Source organism: Pseudarthrobacter sp. As-47, from assembly GCF_058215595.1.
On the sequence record NZ_CM177088.1, the window covers coordinates 4,181,000 to 4,198,178 of the forward strand.

The window sequence follows — 17,179 nt, forward strand, 5'->3', positions numbered from 1 at the left end:
AGCACGGCAGTTATGGCCCGCAAGCAGGGCAAACAGGTCATGAGGCGGCGTCAACGGCCACTAAACTTGGATGGTGCAATTCTCCCTGTGGCTCGCCCTGGTGGGCGCCGGAACACTGATCAGCTTCACGCCCGGCGCCGGAGCCATCAACACCATGAGCAATTCCCTGAATGCCGGGTTCCGCCGGTCCATCTGGGGCATCCTGGGACAACAGGCAGCACTGGTGATCCACGTGGTGATCGTGGCGCTCGGCGTGGGCGTCCTGGTGGCAAGCTCTCCCGTCGCCTTCAACGTCATCCGCTTTGCCGGCGCCGCCTACCTGGTATACCTGGGCATCAGGCAGTTCCTGAGCAAGCCGAATGTCGAAGAGCAGCAATCCGCCGCCCTCCGGAACGAACCTGCCTGGTCCATCTTCCGCCGGGGGTTGTGGGTAAACCTGCTCAACCCCAAGGCCATCATTTTCTTCCTGGCGTTCATGCCCCAGTTCATCAGGCCTGAACAGCCGCTCCTCGCCCAGTACGCCGTGCTGACGGCCACGATTATCGGCATCGACATCCTGGTGATGTGGTTCTTCTTCGCGGCAGCCGCCCGGTCCTTCCAGCGGTTTACGCATTCGGCGCGTGGACAAATGGTCCTCAGCAAGGTCTTTGGGGTGCTCTTTGTCGGCGTCGGCATCCTCCTGGCCGTAAGGCACTAGGGCCCCGTTCAAGTACCTACCGTGACGGAATTAGAAAACCTATTTACAAATCCGTCACGCAATATGAATGTGATCTCTGGCCAATCCGGCCGATAGCGCGCATGCTTAGTTTCATGAACTCAGCGTCGAGCCCATACCGCGTCATCGCCGTCTGCACCGGCAACATCTGCCGGTCCCCCATGGCTGAGCTCATGCTCGCCGCGGCCCTTGAACGCGAGGGGCTGGACGGTTTAGTAACGGTGGACTCGGCAGGAACCACGGGCTATGAGGCCGGACGCCCCATTGACCCCCGGGCCGCCCGCAGGCTCGCGGCCACCCAGCTTGGATCAGAGCAACACATCGCCCGCGAATGGGAGCTGGACTGGTTCCGGTCCAGGGACCTGATCCTTGCGCTGGATATCGACCACTACGCCTGGCTCAGCCAAGCCGCTCCGGACCAGGAGTCACTGGAAAAGATCCGCATGCTCCGCAGCTTCGATCCCGCCATGGCCGGCCTGGACCTCCTGGACCAGGGCATCGAGGACCCCTGGTACGGCGGACACGCGGACTTCGACGCCGTCTGGCACCAGATCCATGCAGCACTCCCCGGAATCGTGGACCACATCAAGTCCACAGTCCTGGGCAGGGCGGAACTGCAGCGGCAGGACCGCTGACCCAAAGTCCGGCACACGACCTTGGTTTGTAATTGAGAATGATTCTCAACTAGTCTGGGCGCATGGAGCTCATCGTTGTCACTTCCCTGGATGCCCTTTGCCGCCAGCAGGCCTGCGAGGACCTGGCGGCTGCCCGCCCCGGAAGCATCGTGGTCCTTCACGACCTGCTGGAAAACGGGACGGTGGTCCGGCGGACTTTTACCGGGGCCGGCGAGATTGAACGCGGGGAGTCCTTCCTGGAGCACGGATGCCTGAGCTGCGCCGTCCGTCTGGACCTGGTGCCCGGCATTGAACGCCTCATCCAGGACAGCCCGGGCAAGGGAACCCCTGGTCCCATCATCGTCGGGCTGGCACCGGCTACCCCTGCGCACGCCGCCATCACTGCGCTCAACGAAAAACTCGCGGACCGTGCCACCGTCTCTTCTGTGATCCTCGCGCTGGCTCCGGATGCCCTGGAGGACCACATCTGGGACGCCCATACCCTGTACGAATCCGGCTTCACGCCGATGGTGGAGGATGAGCGGACGCCCGGCGAATGCCTCATCGGCGAACTGGCCTTTGCGGACACCGTCCTGGTGACCGAACCGGAGATCGTGCCACCGGACCCGGAGGGCCGGGAGCGGGGCCTGCACCTGGTCCGGCAGCTTGCGCCCCACGCGGATCTGGCGGCCAGCGCGAAGGAGGTCCGCCCGGGACGTCACCACTACCTGGGCTCACTGGCCCGGACTGCCCCCGGAACAGTGCCCTCCGGAACGGTGCCTGGGACGGACGCAGAACGGACCGGGGGCGCAGGAACCCGGAATGCTTCGCCGTTCACGACGGTTGTCCAGCGCGTCGAACGGCCACTGCACCCCGGACGTTTCCGGCAGGCCCTGGCAACCCTGGCAGAAGGCTGCTGCGTGGTGCGCGGCCACCTCTGGATTGCCTCGGCGCCGGAGTGCCGCATTGCCATCCAGGGCGTCGGCCCCCGTATCTGGCTCGAGAATACCGGGGCGTGGGACGACGTTCCCGCCACGCGAGTTCCGGCCGGCAACGGAATGCCGGCACCTGCCGCCACGGTTATCACGGCCACCGGCGAGGACCTCGACGCTGCGGAATTTGGGCACCTCCTCACTTCCTGCCAGCTCACGGACGAGGAACTGGCATCAGGCAAGAACCTGCACGACCCCTTCGGCCTTGAATAGGCCGGCTGAGCTTCTTTTCCCCAACCAGTACCAACAATCCAACCCACCCACCAGGAGCACATCATGAAAGTCCGCAACTCACTTCGCGCATTGAAGAAGATCCCGGGAGCCCAGATCGTCCGGCGCCGCGGCCGTACGTTCGTGATCAATAAGAAGAACCCGCGGATGAAAGCCCGGCAGGGATAAAGGTACGCTCTACTCCATGAGCCCAGCCCCCGTCATCATCGCCATTGACGGACGTTCCGGCGCTGGGAAGACGACGCTCGCCGTCGAACTGGCCGCCAGGCTGCGCGCCCACCACAAGGTGTCCCTGTTTCATCTCGAGGACATATACCCCGGCTGGAATGGACTCGCGACAGGCATCGAGAGGTATGTTTCCACGGTGCTCGCGCCCCTGAGCCGCGGGGAGGCCGCCTCCTGGGTCTGCTGGGACTGGGAGAACCATGACGACGGCGAATCCCGGGTGACGCTTCCGGCAGAGATCGTCATTGTGGAGGGCGTGGGGGCGGCGGCAGCCGCAGCCCGCCCCCTGCTGAGCGCGGTGATCTGGGCCGAGGCTCCGGACGACGTGCGCCGGACCCGTGCGCTGGACCGGGACGGCGGAACCTATGAGCCGTTCTGGGACCAGTGGGCGGCGCAGGAAGAGGAATGGCTCGCGGCGGACAAGGTCCCCCTTGATGCCGATGTCCGCGTGCTGAACCCCGCCGACGGCTCGGCACCGGCTGACGTGCTGCAGGTCCTCCCCTACCTTCCTGCGCTGGCGCCTGCCCTGGCGCCGGAACTTTCGGCGCGCCGGGGACTGCGCCTCCGCGCGGAACGGCTGGACGTCCGTCCGGACGCCGCGGGACTTTTCGGCTCCCTGTATGGCCGCTCGGCCAACGCCGTCTGGCTGGACTCCTCGAACGCGGGTGTCCCGGAACCGGAGGCTGCGGAGCGCAGCCGCTTCAGCATCATGGCTGACGACGGCGGCACGTTCGGCCAGTCGGTAACGCACCGTTCAGGCCACAGCCTGCTGAGCGCGGGGTGCGCCACCGCCACCGTGCAGGGCCCCTTCTTCCGTTGGCTGGACACCGTGTGGGGGCTCTCCGCCGTTGAGATTCCCAAGGCGTACCCCGGCGGCTTCGCGCTCGGCTGGCTCGGCTGCCTGGGCTACGAACTCAAGCGCGAGACCGGCGGCACCGACCTTCCCGCCCCCACCCCCGATGCCGCGCTCATCTTCGCCGGCAGGGCCGTGGTCCTGGACCATGCGGAAGGAGCCGCCTGGCTCCTGGCACTTGACGCCCCCGACGCCGATGACTGGCTGGTCCAGGCGCGGGCCGCCGTGGAAACCGCCGGGGCGGCAGCGCAAGCCGGCGGCAGCACCGGCGTCGTGCTCCCGGCGGCGGCGGCGTTCCGCAGCCGGGACACCCGCGCGGAGTACCTGGCCAAAATCTCCGCGGCGCAGCACCAGATCGGCGAGGGGAACTCCTACGAGGTCTGCCTGACCACTGCCCTGTCGGCGGACATTCCGGCAGATGCCCTGGATCCATGGCCCACGTACCTGGCGCTGCGCCGCAGGAATCCCGCACCCTTTGCCAGTTACCTGCGCCTGGGCAGCCTCACGGTGGCCAGCACCTCGCCCGAGCGTTTCCTGAAGATCGCGGCCGACGGCGGGATGCGCGCCGAGCCCATCAAGGGAACCCGCCGCCGGGCTGCCGACCCCGCGGAGGACGCCCGGCTGCGCACGGACCTTGCCACAGCGTTGAAGGACCGCGCCGAAAACATCATGATCGTGGACCTGCTCCGCAATGACCTCAGCCACTTCGCCATCCCCGGCTCGGTGACCGTCAGCAGGCTCTGCGCCATTGAAAGCTACGCCACCGTCCACCAGATGGTGAGCACCATTGACGCGCAGCTGAAGCCCGGTTCCTCCCGGGCCGAGGCCGTGGCCGCCTGCTTCCCCGCCGGATCCATGACCGGCGCACCCAAGATCAGCACCATGGCCATCCTGGACGGCCTGGAAGGCGCCGCCCGCGGGGTTTACTCGGGAGCGATCGGCTACTTTTCGTTGAATGGAGCCACGGACCTCGCCGTTGCGATCCGGACCCTGGTGATCAACGCCCGGGGCGACGGAACGGCGGAACTGACGCTCGGCGTCGGCGGTGCCATCACCGCGGATTCAGATCCGGAGGACGAGTACCAGGAAATCCGCACCAAGGCGTTCGGCGTCCTCTCCACCCTGGGAGCGGACTTCCCGGATGCCTGACCACAGGAGTTCTTACTGGACGGTGGCGGTCAGCCTGGCCACGTTGTCCACGTAGCGGGCCGCCAGGGGCCGGTTGATCCAGTCCGTCAGCTTGAGCTCGTGGGAGATGTCCCGGTACGTGTCCTCCACGGCCCGCATCTTGGTGACGATGTCCTCGCCCAGCAGCATCACGGACACTTCCATGTTCAGGGAGAAGGAGCGCATGTCCATGTTGCTGGAGCCGAGGACCGCCACCTCGTCGTCGATGGTGAAATGCTTGGCATGGAGCACAAACGGGGCCTTGTAGAGGTAGATCCGGACGCCGGCCTCCAGCAGGGCCTCGTAGTAGGACCGCTGGGCGTGGTGCACCAGGAACTGGTCGCCCTTCTCGGACACGAACAGCTCCACCTCCACGCCGCGCTGGGCAGCTGTGGTGATGGCATAGAGCAGGGAGTCGTCCGGCACAAAGTAGGGGCTGCAGATGGAAATCCGGTGCTGGGCCGAGTAGATCAGGGTGTTGAACAGGCGCAGGTTGTTCTCGGTGATGAACCCCGGGCCGCTGGGAACCACCTGGGCGGTGACGTTCCCCGGCTCCGGGTTGGCCGGGAGCTGCAGCTGGTGCTCCAGCGATTCGTCCGTTTCGCTGAGCCAGTCGGTGGCAAAAACAACGTTCAGCGTGGTGACGATGGGCCCGCGCAGGCAGGCCATCAGCTCCACCCATTCCCGGCCTGCCTTGCGGTGCCGGGGGTTGTTATAGGAAGGCTCAATCAGGTTTTGCGACCCCGTGAAGGCAATTTCGCCGTCGATCACCATGATCTTTCGGTGGTTGCGGAGGTCCGGCCGGCGCCACTGGCCATGGATGGGCAGCAGCGGCAGCATCCGCTTCCACTGGATCTTGCCGGCGCGCAGCCGCTTCAGCAGTTTCCTGTAGCCCGGCACCCTGAGCGTGCCGATGTGGTCGAACAGCACGCGGACTTCCACGCCCCGTTCCGCCGCTTCCTCCATGGCCGTCAGGAGCTCGTCGGTTATATGGTCCGTGCTCATGATGTAGAACTCGGCGTTGACGAACTTCTTCGCCTTGCGGACGGCGTTGGTCATTTCCAGGATGGAATCCGGATAGCCAGGGATGAGGTCCACCGAGTTGCCGTCCACCATGGGGAGGGACCCCAGCCTGCGGTTCAGTTCCCCGGCGGACTTGACCCACTCAGGGCCCGGGTAGTCGCTTTCGACGTCGGCAAGGGACGAGATCCCGGCCCGCACCCTTTCGTTGACCTGCTGCTGCTGCTCCCGCCGGCGGCTGGACAGTTTGAAGTTGCCGAACAGGAGGAACAGGATGATGCCCACGAACGGGACGAAGAAGATGCCCAGCAGCCAGGCCATGGCCGTGGTGGGCCGTCTGTTGCCTGGAATGATGCCCACAGCCAGCACCCTGATCACCAGGTCGGCGATACCCAGCACCACAACCACCCACCCTGGAGCGGTGCCGGCAAGCGAAAATGGCCACAACACGTGAGATAACCCCCGGAAAAATGAGCTCCGGCGGACGGTTTCCGGCCGGGGCACTCCGCCCAGCTTATCGGTGGGGTGCCGCACTAAGCTGGACCCATGACCTCTCCTGTGCCCGTGGTTCTCGTTTTCCTGGATCCCGCCTTCCCCGGCGGCCGGCTGGCTGACGCCTCGCAGCCGCAGCTGATGGTGACGGACCAGGGGGCCACCCGGGGCGACGGCGTCTTCGAGACCATGCTGGCGGTGGGCGGCAACGTCCGGAAAATCCAGGCCCACCTGGACCGCCTGGCCGGCTCCGCAGACGCGCTTGACCTTGCCATTCCGGGGCAGGACGAGTGGCGCCGCGCCATTGCCACCGCACTGTCCGAGCACCGGGTCCAGAACCCGGCCCCGGCCGGGGCCGGGGACGAACTGGTGGTGAAACTCGTGGTGACCCGCGGCGCGGAGGGCGCAGCCGCACCCAACTGCTGGGTCCAGGTCTCGCCTGTGGGCGCAGGCGCCCGGCGGCAGCGCGAAACCGGGATCGACGTGATCCTCCTGGACCGCGGCTACGACAGCGACGCCGCCGAGCGCGCACCCTGGCTGCTGCTGGGCGCCAAGACACTCTCCTATGCCGTCAACATGGCCGCCCTGCGCCACGCCCACAAGCAGGGCGCGGACGACGTCATCTTCATCTCCTCGGACGGCAGGGTCCTGGAGGGTCCCACGTCCACCGTGCTGCTGGCCCACGTGGAAAAGGCCGACGACGGCACGTCAGTGAAGCGCCTGATCACGCCCCAGCTGGACAGCGGGATCCTGCCCGGAACGTCGCAGGGGGCGCTGTTCACCGCAGCCAAGGCAGCCGGCTGGGAACTGGGATACGGCCCGCTGGAGCCCCAGGACCTGCTGGACGCCGACGCTGTGTGGCTGATCTCCAGCGTCCGCCTGCTGGCGCCGGTCAACCACATCGACGGCAAGCCGGTCGGCACTCCGTCCGTGCAGAAGGAGCTCACGGCGGAACTGAACGAGCTGTTCGCGGGCATCCAGTAGGACGGCCCGTGATTCGGGCCGTTGCACTCTAGGTTCCGCAGGGACAGTGGCCGTAAGGTGTGGTTCATGGACTCGCAGACGCAGCCGGATGGCACCCTGACCTTTGACGAATGCTGGGAACTCCTGGCCAATGACACAGTCGGCCGCCTTGCCGTGGTGGTTGACGGCCACCCCGAGATCTTCCCGATCAACTACGTGGTGCACCGCCGAAGCATCGCCTTCCGGACAGCCGGCGTCACCAAATTGTGGAGCGCCCTGTCCGAACGCCCTGCAGCCCTGGAAATCGACGGCTACGATCCCCACACCGAAGAGGCGTGGAGCGTGGTGCTGCGCGGGGACACCCAGGTCATCGAGGACCAGGCGGACAAGGACGCCGTGGACAGCCTGGGCCTTGAGCCGTGGCAGCCGGGCGAAAAAGCGAACTACATCCGGCTCTCAGCCCGCGCGCTGACGGGCCGCCGCTTCAAGGTGAACCGCCCGGATGTTTGGGCCACCCGCGCTCAAGACAAGCGCCGCGCTTCCTTTGAATAGGTGCTTCCAAGGCTTTCCGGCGGCAGGAAATTTGCGGCGCCGGATGGGCAGTTGCGGACGGTGGCTGACGGTTGGGGATGGATAATCCAGACGCTTGCTAGATTGGTTGTCTACGGGTAAAGTCTACATTGTAGATGCGGCAGTGACACCTTCATCCACACTCCATTGCCCCGTGCACGGCATTGAGGTTAGCTGCTGTAGCCGAACGGCAGTACCACCGCACTTAGCGAAGGGAAGCCGTCTTGGCACATTCGCAGTTCGACCTCTTTCTCAAAGAAGCCACCTACCTCGACCAGGCCTCGGAATCCACGCTGGACCGCGACCGCCTGTACGGCCTGTACACAAGCTGGTGCTTCATCAACCAGCAGAAGCCCGGACCGGAATCCGAGTTCTGGGCCGCCATGAGCCACCGCAGGATTGCTACCGGCCACAACGGGCTGCGCATGAAGGGCCCCGCTGCCGCCGATTACATCCTGGCCAGCTACCCCGGGCTCGTGTAACAAGCCGCAGCAGGCAGGTCACGGCGTGGACCACGTGCTTTCCGGCACGGGGTCCACGCCGCTCCTGTATCCGGGGACTCTGCGGAGCTTCTTCACCAGCGGGCACCTGGCGGTCACCATCCGCGCCAAGCTCGCACAGCACGCGTTGGGCACCGAAGCCCCTTGGGTCTTAGTCCAAGAAGAGGACGACGGCGAAGGCAGAGTGCGCGCAGGCCAGCGAACCGGGCGCGTGGTGGTGGCAGTGACGCTGACGGGAATCGTCCGCGGCCCCTTCCTCAGCGCCAATCTGGGCTACTGGGTGGACCACCTGCTCCACCAGCTGATCCTGCCGCACTCCTGAGCACCGCGCGTCAGCCCCCGGCAGGAGCGCACGGGCTGCGGTGGCCGGGGCATCCTCAGGTGGGGATGATTTTGAACAGGAACCGCGTGCGCACCATCGCCCAGAGGATCCCCAGCACCACGGCGTAGGCCAGGGTGTTGATGAGGATGTTCTCTTGCTGGAGGGCCGGGATGTTGGCGATGACGGCGATGAGAACCACATGCATGATGAACACATAGAGGGTGGCGCGGCCCAACGGGACCAGGAACCAGCCCAGGGCGCGCTGTACCGGTTTCCAGTACGCGGTGAGGAAGGCATAGGCCGCCACCACCAGGACCAGGACGTTGAGCAGCCGGCCCGGGGCAAGGTAGGTGCGCCCGAAGAAGAGGTCGTACATGGCCCGGTATGCGGTGTCCGGAATGATGGCAAGGCGGACGTCATACCCGTTGGCGAGGTACGGGTTGCCCCAGGATACGAAGGCGAACGCGAAGGCCAGGGCAGTGCAGGCCACCACCACCCCGGTATGCGATGAAAGCCAGGCCACGATGCTCCGCCGGTGGAACCCGGCCGCCAGGCCGATGACGAACAGCACCTGCCAGACCAGCAAGGGGAAGGAATCCTCGAACTGTGACGGCAGGAGCCGGAAACGCGTCACTGTACCCACCGCGTATACGGCCAGCGATGCCGCCAGCACCCAGACAGCCTTGCCGCGGTTGAGGGCGGCCAGGATCAGCGGGCTGGCCAGCAGCAGCACCACGTAGAGGCCCATCACGTTGAACTGCCAGGGCCCGAACTGGAGCAGCAGGATGGCGGGAAGCACCCGCGCCGGAACGGGAAACTGGAACAGCGTTTCCATGCCCGCGTAAAGGTCGTAGGTGCGTCCTGCCCCTTCGTGTCCCGCTCCGCCGGTGCCTTGGTCCACGAAGGTTGTGAGCGCGTCGGTCCGGAAGGCCGGCAGCAGCGACATCAGGAAGACGCCCACCAGCACCACGAGCGCCGTTACGTAGAGCTTGCCTGCCCGGCGCGAGGTGAGGTCCACCACCGTTCCAAAATCGTTCTTCGCCCTGGGCCCGTACACCATGCCCACCACCAGGCCGGAGAACAGAACGAACAGCTCGGCACCCGAAACGAAGCCCACCGCCTCCTGGGTCAGGAGCTGGAACAGCGATACCATGCCCAGGTGGTTCACCACCACGAACACGATGGCCAGGCCACGGAGCAGGTCCACGCGTGAGTCCCTGCTGGAAGGGTCGCTGTAGCCCCACGCCGTGACCGCACCCAGCCTGGCGGGGAGTTGCCACAGCGCCACCAGGAGGATGATGAGCGCGGCCCCAACGGTCCAGGCTGCAGCCCCCGAAAGCGTGTTGGACCTCACGAACCCGGGACCCGAACTGACATCGGTAACAGGCCCCGTCACGATGGGCGCGTCCTCAAGCCGGCTGTGGGCAGCGTCCGCGATGCCGGCGTTTCCGGTGAGCCGCCAGTCGATGCTGGCCACCCCGGTGTCCCGTGTGCTGGTGCGTTCGTCCCAGACCACTGCCCCGGTCAGTGCGAAGTCGGCTGATCCGGCAACGCCCAGGACCTGGTCCCACCAGCCGTTCTTGATCTCCGCTTCCGCGGCGCCTCCGGAGGACGGGCTGTAGAAGGCGGACGTCTGCAGCATAAAGGGCTTGTCCCGCCCCGCGGCATATGTCCCGTAGAAGCTCTCCCCGCCGGAGGCCGTCAGCATCTCCTGCAGCTCACCGGCTCGGGGCACGGTGTTGACGGCGGCGCCCCCTGCGGTGTCATCGTGGTAGGCAGTCAGGCCCACCCAGTCCACGGCGTCGTCCCCCGGATAGTAGGGTTCATAGGCTTTGTCGGAGCCATTCCAGGTGCCGTCGCCATTGGTATCCAACAGGTTGAAGCCTTCGCTGCCGGGCCCGGGCGCATTCCGGTTCCGGTCAAAGGGGTAGTCCTTGCCCAGGTACGGCTCCCACACCATGACAAAGCTGCCACGGGCACCACCATCCCGAAACGCCGCCGCCACCGCCTGGAATGCCTCCCGGTAGTCGCCAGGCTGTTGCCCCCACTCCACCCAGCTGGTATTCATGTCCGGCGCAAAGCGGATAAGCAACTGGCCCTTGAAATCCCCCTGCATCCGGCGCACTTCCCCGGCAAAGGCTGTGGCAGCGCCAGCGGTGACCTGGTCCAGCGGGACGGCAGGCCTCACCGTGAGCATCGCATGGGCACCCTGCCCGGCGGACTGCTCCAGGAACTCCCGGATATCGTTCTCCTCCGAGGCACGGAACGGGAATGCGATGTCGTGTCCGAAGATTGCGGGGGATGCCCCGAGCCTTTCGGAGAAGCCGCCGGCGGTGTCCTCTCCCCATTCGAGGACTGCGCCCAGCAGCGGCTTGCCTTCCTCCGTGAAGTTTCGGGCGGCCTGCGCTGAGCCGGCGGGCACCACCACCGCCAGGACGGCCATCATCACGGCGGCGAGGAGCGCGGCCACCCTGTGGAGGGGCTGCAGCCGGCGGCTCCGGGCGGGACGTGTGGGCGCGGCGGCGGATGGCGTGATGATGAAGACCCCCAGGGACTGATTTCTCCAGTAGCGGGGCGGCGGCCCCTGCAGAAACTTTATCGGCCTGACCCGGGCGGCAGGCACCTGGCGCCCGGGCACCCCAGGTGGTGTCGCCGTCGTCCGTTCCAGGGAGGTGGCGGACGCATCTTCGGCGCGGCGCCTCCGCACTGCATCCTTCAGTTACGCAACATGACGACGGCGGCGGTGCGGCGCCGGGCGGCAAGTGTTACGTTTTTGGGGAGTAATGAGTACCGGCGCCAAGCCCTGACTGGCCGGTCGGCAACCCTCCTTCCACGGCGGGGTGCCTCAGGTGAATACTCGGCATATCGACCATTCGAGCTGCAAGCGTGAGAGAAGGAGATCCGTCGTGTCTGACGCACCTGCCCCTGAAGAAAAACTGTCCTACCGCCTCATCAGCGGCCCGGACGACCGCGCTTTCTGTGAGCGCATATCGGCCGCCCTGGCAGAGGGCTATGTGCTGCACGGCAGCCCGGCGGCAACCTTCAACGGCAGCAGCGTCATCGTGGCCCAGGCAGTGGTTCTTCCGGCGGCGATCGCTTCCGCGGACGCCGCAGTGGCGGACGCCGTGGACAACCTCGAAACCACGGGCGACGACCTTGAGTTCGACGGCGAGGGCCACGCATGAGCTACGCAGGGGACCTGACGCCGCAGGAGGCCTGGGACAAGCTGGAACAGGGCGCCATCCTGGTGGATGTACGCACCGAGGGCGAGTGGGCCCACATCGGTATTCCCGACACCAAGGCAACGGAGAACGATCCGCTGTTCATCCAGTGGACTTTCCCCGGCGGCATCCCCAACCCTGACTTCATCAACGACCTCAGCCAGCAGGCGCCCGAGGACCGTTCAACCGAACTGGTGTTCCTGTGCCGCTCCGGCCAGCGGTCCATCGCGGCAGCCATAGCGGCCACCCAGGCCGGCTTCACCTCCTACAACGTGCTGGAGGGCTTTGAAGGCGACCCGGACCGCTTCGGCGAACGCACCGTCAACGGCTGGAAGAACCGCGGCCTGCCAACCAACCTGGGAAAGATCTAAGTGACCTTCAACGAAGACGCCGCCGGCTGGAGCCCCGACACCCAGGCCGTGCGCGGCGGGCTGGACCGCACCAACTTCCAGGAAACCAGCGAAGCCATCTTCCTGAACTCGGGCTTTGTCTACGAATCCGCCGCTGCCGCCGAGCGCGCGTTCACGGGCGAGGACGAGCGCTTTGTGTACTCCCGCTACGGCAACCCCTCCGTGGCTACGTTCCAGGAACGTCTCCGCCTGCTGGAAGGAACCGAGGCGTGCTTTGCGACGGCGTCCGGGATGTCCGCGGTGTTCACCGCGCTGGGTGCCCTGCTGGCCGCCGGCGACCGCGTGGTTGCCGCCCGCTCGCTGTTCGGATCCTGCTTTGTGATCCTCAACGAGATCCTGCCGCGGTGGGGCGTGGAAACCGTCTTCGTGGACGGGCCGGACCTGGAGCAGTGGCGCGAGGCCCTGTCCAAGCCCACCACTGCCGTCTTCTTTGAATCGCCGTCCAACCCGATGCAGGAGATCGTCGATATTGCCGCGGTCAGCGAACTGGCGCACGCAGCCGGGGCAACCGTCGTCGTCGACAATGTCTTCGCCACTCCCCTGCTACAGCGCTGCGGGCAGTTCGGCGCGGACGTCATTGTGTACTCCGGAACCAAGCACATCGACGGCCAGGGCAGGGTGCTCGGCGGCGCCATCCTGGGCACCAAGGAGTTCATCGACGGACCGGTGAAGCAGCTGATGCGCCACACCGGACCGGCGTTGTCCGCGTTCAATGCCTGGGTCCTCACCAAGGGCCTTGAGACCATGGCGCTCCGGGTCAACCATTCGTCGGCCACCGCCCTGCGGCTCGCGGAATGGCTGGAGGAGCAGCCCGCCGTCAGCTGGGTGAAGTACCCGCTCCTGAAATCCCACCCACAGTACGAGCTGGCCGCGAAGCAGATGAGCGCGGGCGGCACAGTCCTCACCCTGGAACTTGCGCCCTCCGAGGGCCGCTCGGGGAAGGAAGCGGCGTTCGCGCTGCTGGACGGCCTGCGGATCATCGACATCTCCAACAACCTGGGCGACGCCAAGTCCCTCATCACCCACCCCGCAACCACCACGCACCGCGCCATGGGTCCGGAGGGCAGGGCGGCAATCGGTCTGAGCGACGGTGTGGTGCGGCTTTCCGTCGGCCTGGAGGACGTGGACGACCTGATCGGCGACCTGGAGCAGGCGCTCAAGCAGATCTAGCACTCCGGACGGTGGTGGGCATGCCTGGAACGGTCGCTGCTCCCGGCTGGCGGCTGCTGCCGTCCAACATCCCCCTGCCTGAGCAGAACCTGCTGGGCATCGCCGCCGGCTCGGCCCTACAGCGCCTGTTTCCGGTACGTCTTTTGGGGATATCCGGCCCCTATTCATCAGGTGCCGATAACGGAGAGGCTGACTTTCACGGCGTCGCCTTCACTGATCCGGGCCCTGGCCCTGATGGCCTTCTTGACTGGCAGGAGGTACGTCCCCTTGTGAGCGTCCGGGAAGAGCGAGGTCTGCCAGGTGTGGCCGGAAATTTCCGCTGTCACCTGGATTGAGCCGAACGCTTTGCTGTGCCCTGCGTTTCGTGCGCGGATATCGTCCGCCACGTCCGGTGGCAGGGTAAGGAAATGCCAGCCGGCCTCGCCCGGGTACAGCCACAGTTCGGCTGTGAAGGAGTACGACGACGTCACGCGCCGAGTATGGCACGCCTGCGGTAGTGCCGCCAAGGTTGTGGATATCCAGCCGGCCACTAGTCATCCACAGCCCCTGCCGCACTGCCCTTTTTGTCAGACCCCCGCTGGATGATGTCTGCATGGAAAGCACGACGGCGGTGGTGGAGGCGGAGGCGGCAGTTGACGCTTCGGTGGCTGCTTTTAGGTCGGTGCTTAACGGCACTGCTGTGGCCGGTACGGCTGTTTCTGGCCTTGGTGGCGTTGAGCCTGGCGCTTGCGGGGTTGGTGATGATCCGTTGCAGCGGGTTGCTGATAATGCGTTGGATGTTCTTGCGGGGGTGGCGCGGTCGGAGGCGAAGCTGGCGGCGGTGAAGGCGCGGGCGGTTCAGGTGCTCGCTGCCGCCACGAGTGTGGTGAACGGTCCGCCGTCCTCGCCGCAGGAGGCCACGGCCCAGGACCGGAGCCTGGTGGCCGAGGTCGGGTGTGCGCTGGTGATTGGTGACCGTGCCGCCGGTGCCTTGTTGGCCGAGTCCCACGCCCTGGCCACCGCCCTGCCCCGGACCCTCGCAGCGTTGGGGTCCGGGACGATTTCCTGGGCCCATGCCCGGGAAATGGTGAACCAGACCGTGGGCCTTGACCGGGCCGGTGCCGCCGCCCTGGAGGCCCACTTCCTGGACCCGGACACGCCACGGCCGGCCGGGGCGGCGACGATCGGTGAGATGCCGGCCTACCGGTTCAAGGCCAAGGCCCGCACCTGGCGGGAACGCCACCATCCCGAATCGCTGGAGAAACGCCATACCAAGGCCGCGGCGGACCGGCGGGTCGAATACCGGCCTGACCAGGACGGCATGGCCTGGCTCTCCGCTTGTTTGCCCGCGCACCAGGCGCTGGCAGGCTGGAACCGGCTCAACGCCCTCTCCCGCGCCGCACAAGGACCCAACGAACCCCGCACCCTCACCCAACTCAGTGCCGACCACTTCGCCCAAGCCATCCTCACCAGCGGCGCCGGCCCTGGCGCCGGTAGCGGCAACGGCTCTAGTGACGGCGACGGCGCCGTCGCCAGCAACAACGCCGGTACTGGTCCTGGTCCTGGGCCGGGCATGCCGATCCGGGCCCAGGTCCTGGTCACCGTGCCGGTGTTCTCGCTGATGGGCCTGACGGAGGAGCCAGCCATGCTGGACGGCTTTGGCCCCATCCCAGCGTCGATGGCGAGGGACCTGGTCGCTGACGGTGCTGATTCGTTCTACCGGGTCCTGGTCGATCCGCGGGACGGGGCGCCGTTGGAGATCGGGCGGAGCAGCTACCGGGTCACCAAAGCCATGCGGAACTGGCTCCGGCTGCGGGATGGCCAGTGTCCGTTCCCCGGCTGCAGCAACCCGTCTCTGGATAACGAGGCAGACCACCTCCTCGCCTGGCACCACGGCGGGACCACCGGGATCAGCAACCTGGGACAGCCCTGCCCGAAACATCACAGACTCCGGCACACCAGCGGCTGGACACCGACACCAGCCACCAAGGACGAACCACCCGGCTGGACCTCACCCACCGGACGCCACTACAAAAGCGAACACCAGGACTGGGAACCACCCCACTGGCCAGACTGGGTTACTGAAACGTGGAGTGCGGCAACGAAACCGGAAGGACAACCGAGTTTGGCGCTCGGAGGCATGCCCGTCCAGGGCTTTGTTGAGCACTTTGGGATGCCCCAGGACCTGGACCTGCCCGATAATGTCGATCCGCCAGACGTGGACGTGCCGGAAGACCCGGGACCCACCGAGGATGAACTCCCCAAGGACCCGTTCCCTGAGTGGCACCTCCTGCTGGAAGCCTCCCTTGCTGTCCTTTAGGAGAGAGCAAACATCGCCCCTGTAGGACAGAGCCGGATTGCCGGATACTGCGGCCTGCCCAGCGCCCCGGGCATAAAGCGGGCCAGCCTCCCATGGCGTATGCCGTGCCGTACGCGCAGCCCCTCGTCGGCCCAGGAGGCAGCCCCTGTCTGCTCAAGAGGCAGCCCCTCGTCGGCCCAGGAGTGCCTATGACTGCCGTACGCGCAGCAGGTCCGGGGCTGCTTCCACTTCTGAAAGGTCCATGGCACCACGCATGGTGATATTCACTGCGTGGTTAACCACGGCGCCCAGGCCTAGGTCCTCGGGCGGTGAACCTTCCATGGCCCTGTCCCGGACCCGGCGCTGTTCAGCCGCTCCGGTGCCGCGGGCGATGATGTCCTCCACCCCCTGCCGAACGATGGCGAGCTCCCCTTGTTCGTCCAGGACCGGCGCCAGGTAATCCACCAGCGAACGCACCACATCCGCGGCCCGGGCCGGCCGGAAGGTTCCGAAATCCAACAGCTCCCCGCTAAGCCCGCTGCTGCTCGCCTGCCATGCAGCCATGCGCAACAGCACAGTGGGCACTGGCGCGGGGTCCACCCCGTCCCGCCACTCCCGGCTGGCCGACTCCACCAGTGCACGCACCAGGAGTGCGATGAGCGCGGCATCCTCGGCACGGAGGCAGACATCGGCCACCCGCACTTCCACAGTGGGGTGGTTGCGAGAAAGCCTGGCGTCGAAGTAGAGCATCCCCTCGTCCAGCATCACTCCGCTGTCCAGCAACCGCGTGACCACCCGCCTGTACGCAGGGTAGGTCCCGTAGATCCCCGCGGGTCCTGAGGTGGGCCAGCGGTTCCAGGCCTGGGTCCGGTAACTCTCGAAACCGGTCGGCACACCGTTCCAGAACGGCGAGTTCGCACTCAACGCGGTGAGCACGGCAAGCTTGTCCCGGATCCGGTCCAGGACCGCCACGCCTTCCTCCGGCGATTCAATATAGGTGTGCACATGGAAGCCGCACGTGAGCTGCTCCTGCGCTGTGAGGCCGAAGCGCTCCAGCATCCGGGCATACCGCGGATCCGGCGTCGTGTGGCTGGTGGAGGCCAAGGGCGAGGTGGCCAGCGCCGCCACCCTGGCACCGTTCTTTTGGGCAGCCCGGTCAGCAAGCGTCCGGCCGGCACGGATCTGGTCCAGCAGGACCCCGTACTCCAGGCAGGGCCGCGTCTGGGTCTCGATCTGCTCAAGCTTAAGCTCGGCACTCAAGCCCATCTCGTCGTCGTCGTAAACGGTCTTGTCTTCGGTTTCCAGCGAGCGGGCATCGGGTGCATCATCGGCCGCCATCCTGTGCCCGGACAACAGGGCATCGGCCAGCGCAAGCGGCTCCCCCGTTGTGGGGTCAACAATCAGGAGCTCTTCCTCGACGCCGAATGTACGCATAC

Annotated in this window: 17 protein-coding genes and 1 riboswitch; of the genes, 13 read left to right on the forward strand and 4 right to left on the reverse strand. The window is 66.3% G+C overall.

The window, feature by feature from the left end; all coding sequences use genetic code 11:
- Positions 1-73: 73 nt before the first annotated feature.
- The 5 genes from AC4BCK_RS19390 (at position 74) to pabB (ending at position 4,779) form a co-directional block, all read left to right on the forward strand.
- Positions 74-697 carry a LysE family transporter gene (locus tag AC4BCK_RS19390; protein WP_490566366.1) on the forward strand — a complete coding sequence of 208 codons (624 nt, stop codon included), beginning with the start codon at positions 74-76 and terminating at the stop codon, positions 695-697.
- A gap of 113 nt (positions 698-810) precedes the next feature.
- On the forward strand, positions 811-1,350 hold the full coding sequence (locus tag AC4BCK_RS19395; RefSeq protein ID WP_310113351.1) for a low molecular weight protein-tyrosine-phosphatase: 540 nt from the start codon (positions 811-813) through the stop codon (positions 1,348-1,350).
- A 62-nt stretch (positions 1,351-1,412) separates the two neighbouring features.
- Positions 1,413-2,534 carry a GTP-binding protein gene (locus AC4BCK_RS19400; RefSeq protein ID WP_490566367.1) on the forward strand — a complete coding sequence of 374 codons (1,122 nt, stop codon included), beginning with the start codon at positions 1,413-1,415 and terminating at the stop codon, positions 2,532-2,534.
- A 63-nt stretch (positions 2,535-2,597) separates the two neighbouring features.
- The gene (gene ykgO / locus AC4BCK_RS19405; RefSeq protein ID WP_011693081.1) at positions 2,598-2,720 is read left to right on the forward strand and encodes a type B 50S ribosomal protein L36; all 123 of its coding nucleotides are present in this window, start codon (positions 2,598-2,600) and stop codon (positions 2,718-2,720) included.
- Positions 2,721-2,736: 16 nt separating this feature from the next.
- Entirely contained in the window at positions 2,737-4,779 is a 2,043-nt protein-coding gene (pabB, locus tag AC4BCK_RS19410; protein ID WP_490566368.1) for an aminodeoxychorismate synthase component I, read from the forward strand.
- A 12-nt stretch (positions 4,780-4,791) separates the two neighbouring features.
- Here the strand turns inward: pabB and cls are convergent, their stop codons facing one another.
- Positions 4,792-6,264 carry a cardiolipin synthase gene (gene cls, locus AC4BCK_RS19415; RefSeq protein ID WP_490566933.1) on the reverse strand — a complete coding sequence of 491 codons (1,473 nt, stop codon included), beginning with the start codon at positions 6,262-6,264 and terminating at the stop codon, positions 4,792-4,794.
- A 99-nt stretch (positions 6,265-6,363) separates the two neighbouring features.
- Between cls and AC4BCK_RS19420 the strand changes: the two genes are divergently transcribed.
- The 4 genes from AC4BCK_RS19420 to AC4BCK_RS19435 all read left to right on the forward strand — a co-directional run bounded on the left by AC4BCK_RS19420 (position 6,364) and on the right by AC4BCK_RS19435 (position 8,664).
- Positions 6,364-7,293: an aminodeoxychorismate lyase gene (locus tag AC4BCK_RS19420; protein ID WP_363939274.1), complete on the forward strand. Its 930-nt coding sequence runs from the start codon at positions 6,364-6,366 to the stop codon at positions 7,291-7,293.
- A 66-nt stretch (positions 7,294-7,359) separates the two neighbouring features.
- Positions 7,360-7,824 carry a pyridoxamine 5'-phosphate oxidase family protein gene (locus tag AC4BCK_RS19425; protein WP_251424000.1) on the forward strand — a complete coding sequence of 155 codons (465 nt, stop codon included), beginning with the start codon at positions 7,360-7,362 and terminating at the stop codon, positions 7,822-7,824.
- 242 nt (positions 7,825-8,066) lie between these two features.
- On the forward strand, positions 8,067-8,324 hold the full coding sequence (locus AC4BCK_RS19430; protein ID WP_174176183.1) for a hypothetical protein: 258 nt from the start codon (positions 8,067-8,069) through the stop codon (positions 8,322-8,324).
- Between the two features lie 25 nt (positions 8,325-8,349).
- A complete protein-coding gene (locus tag AC4BCK_RS19435; RefSeq protein ID WP_363957903.1) occupies positions 8,350-8,664 on the forward strand; it encodes a hypothetical protein in 315 nt (104 codons plus the stop codon).
- A 55-nt stretch (positions 8,665-8,719) separates the two neighbouring features.
- Here the strand turns inward: AC4BCK_RS19435 and opgC are convergent, their stop codons facing one another.
- On the reverse strand, positions 8,720-11,110 hold the full coding sequence (gene opgC, locus AC4BCK_RS19440; protein ID WP_490566934.1) for an OpgC domain-containing protein: 2,391 nt from the start codon (positions 11,108-11,110) through the stop codon (positions 8,720-8,722).
- 333 nt (positions 11,111-11,443) lie between these two features.
- A riboswitch (SAM riboswitch) is annotated at positions 11,444-11,557 on the forward strand.
- A gap of 13 nt (positions 11,558-11,570) precedes the next feature.
- On the opposite strand from opgC, the gene AC4BCK_RS19445 reads away from it, so the two are divergent.
- From AC4BCK_RS19445 to AC4BCK_RS19455, 3 genes are read left to right on the forward strand one after another with little or no spacing between them, the layout of a single operon-like run.
- Complete coding sequence (locus tag AC4BCK_RS19445; protein WP_174176177.1) at positions 11,571-11,849, forward strand: DUF1737 domain-containing protein; 279 nt, start codon at positions 11,571-11,573, stop codon at positions 11,847-11,849.
- Positions 11,846-12,256, forward strand: a complete 411-nt coding sequence (locus tag AC4BCK_RS19450; protein ID WP_174176175.1) for a rhodanese-like domain-containing protein — start codon at positions 11,846-11,848, stop codon at positions 12,254-12,256. Before AC4BCK_RS19445 ends, AC4BCK_RS19450 begins: the two co-directional genes overlap by 4 nt.
- A complete protein-coding gene (locus AC4BCK_RS19455) occupies positions 12,257-13,465 on the forward strand; it encodes an O-succinylhomoserine sulfhydrylase (protein ID WP_490566369.1) in 1,209 nt (402 codons plus the stop codon).
- A gap of 167 nt (positions 13,466-13,632) precedes the next feature.
- On the opposite strand, the gene AC4BCK_RS19460 is transcribed toward AC4BCK_RS19455, so the two are convergent.
- The gene (locus tag AC4BCK_RS19460) at positions 13,633-13,935 is read right to left on the reverse strand and encodes a DUF1905 domain-containing protein (RefSeq protein ID WP_310113330.1); all 303 of its coding nucleotides are present in this window, start codon (positions 13,933-13,935) and stop codon (positions 13,633-13,635) included.
- Between the two features lie 122 nt (positions 13,936-14,057).
- On the opposite strand from AC4BCK_RS19460, the gene AC4BCK_RS19465 reads away from it, so the two are divergent.
- Entirely contained in the window at positions 14,058-15,764 is a 1,707-nt protein-coding gene (locus AC4BCK_RS19465; RefSeq protein ID WP_490566370.1) for an HNH endonuclease signature motif containing protein, read from the forward strand.
- Positions 15,765-15,950: 186 nt separating this feature from the next.
- Here AC4BCK_RS19465 and AC4BCK_RS19470 read toward each other — a convergent pair whose 3' ends face one another.
- Positions 15,951-17,177 carry a glutamate--cysteine ligase 2 gene (locus AC4BCK_RS19470; RefSeq protein ID WP_174176167.1) on the reverse strand — a complete coding sequence of 409 codons (1,227 nt, stop codon included), beginning with the start codon at positions 17,175-17,177 and terminating at the stop codon, positions 15,951-15,953.
- Positions 17,178-17,179 lie beyond the last annotated feature (2 nt).

What these genes read in the sequence shown, in the direction of transcription:
- AC4BCK_RS19395 (WP_310113351.1), top strand. Translation starts at nt 811, where the DNA reads ATGAACTCAGCGTCGAGCCCATACCGCGTCATCGCCGTCTGCACCGGC.
- AC4BCK_RS19400 (WP_490566367.1), top strand. Translation starts at nt 1,413, where the DNA reads ATGGAGCTCATCGTTGTCACTTCCCTGGATGCCCTTTGCCGCCAGCAG.
- ykgO (WP_011693081.1), top strand. Translation starts at nt 2,598, where the DNA reads ATGAAAGTCCGCAACTCACTTCGCGCATTGAAGAAGATCCCGGGAGCC.
- pabB (WP_490566368.1), top strand. Translation starts at nt 2,737, where the DNA reads ATGAGCCCAGCCCCCGTCATCATCGCCATTGACGGACGTTCCGGCGCT.
- AC4BCK_RS19420 (WP_363939274.1), top strand. Translation starts at nt 6,364, where the DNA reads ATGACCTCTCCTGTGCCCGTGGTTCTCGTTTTCCTGGATCCCGCCTTC.
- AC4BCK_RS19425 (WP_251424000.1), top strand. Translation starts at nt 7,360, where the DNA reads ATGGACTCGCAGACGCAGCCGGATGGCACCCTGACCTTTGACGAATGC.
- opgC (WP_490566934.1), bottom strand. Translation starts at nt 11,110, where the DNA reads ATGATGGCCGTCCTGGCGGTGGTGGTGCCCGCCGGCTCAGCGCAGGCC.
- AC4BCK_RS19450 (WP_174176175.1), top strand. Translation starts at nt 11,846, where the DNA reads ATGAGCTACGCAGGGGACCTGACGCCGCAGGAGGCCTGGGACAAGCTG.
- AC4BCK_RS19465 (WP_490566370.1), top strand. Translation starts at nt 14,058, where the DNA reads ATGGAAAGCACGACGGCGGTGGTGGAGGCGGAGGCGGCAGTTGACGCT.
- AC4BCK_RS19470 (WP_174176167.1), bottom strand. Translation starts at nt 17,177, where the DNA reads ATGCGTACATTCGGCGTCGAGGAAGAGCTCCTGATTGTTGACCCCACA.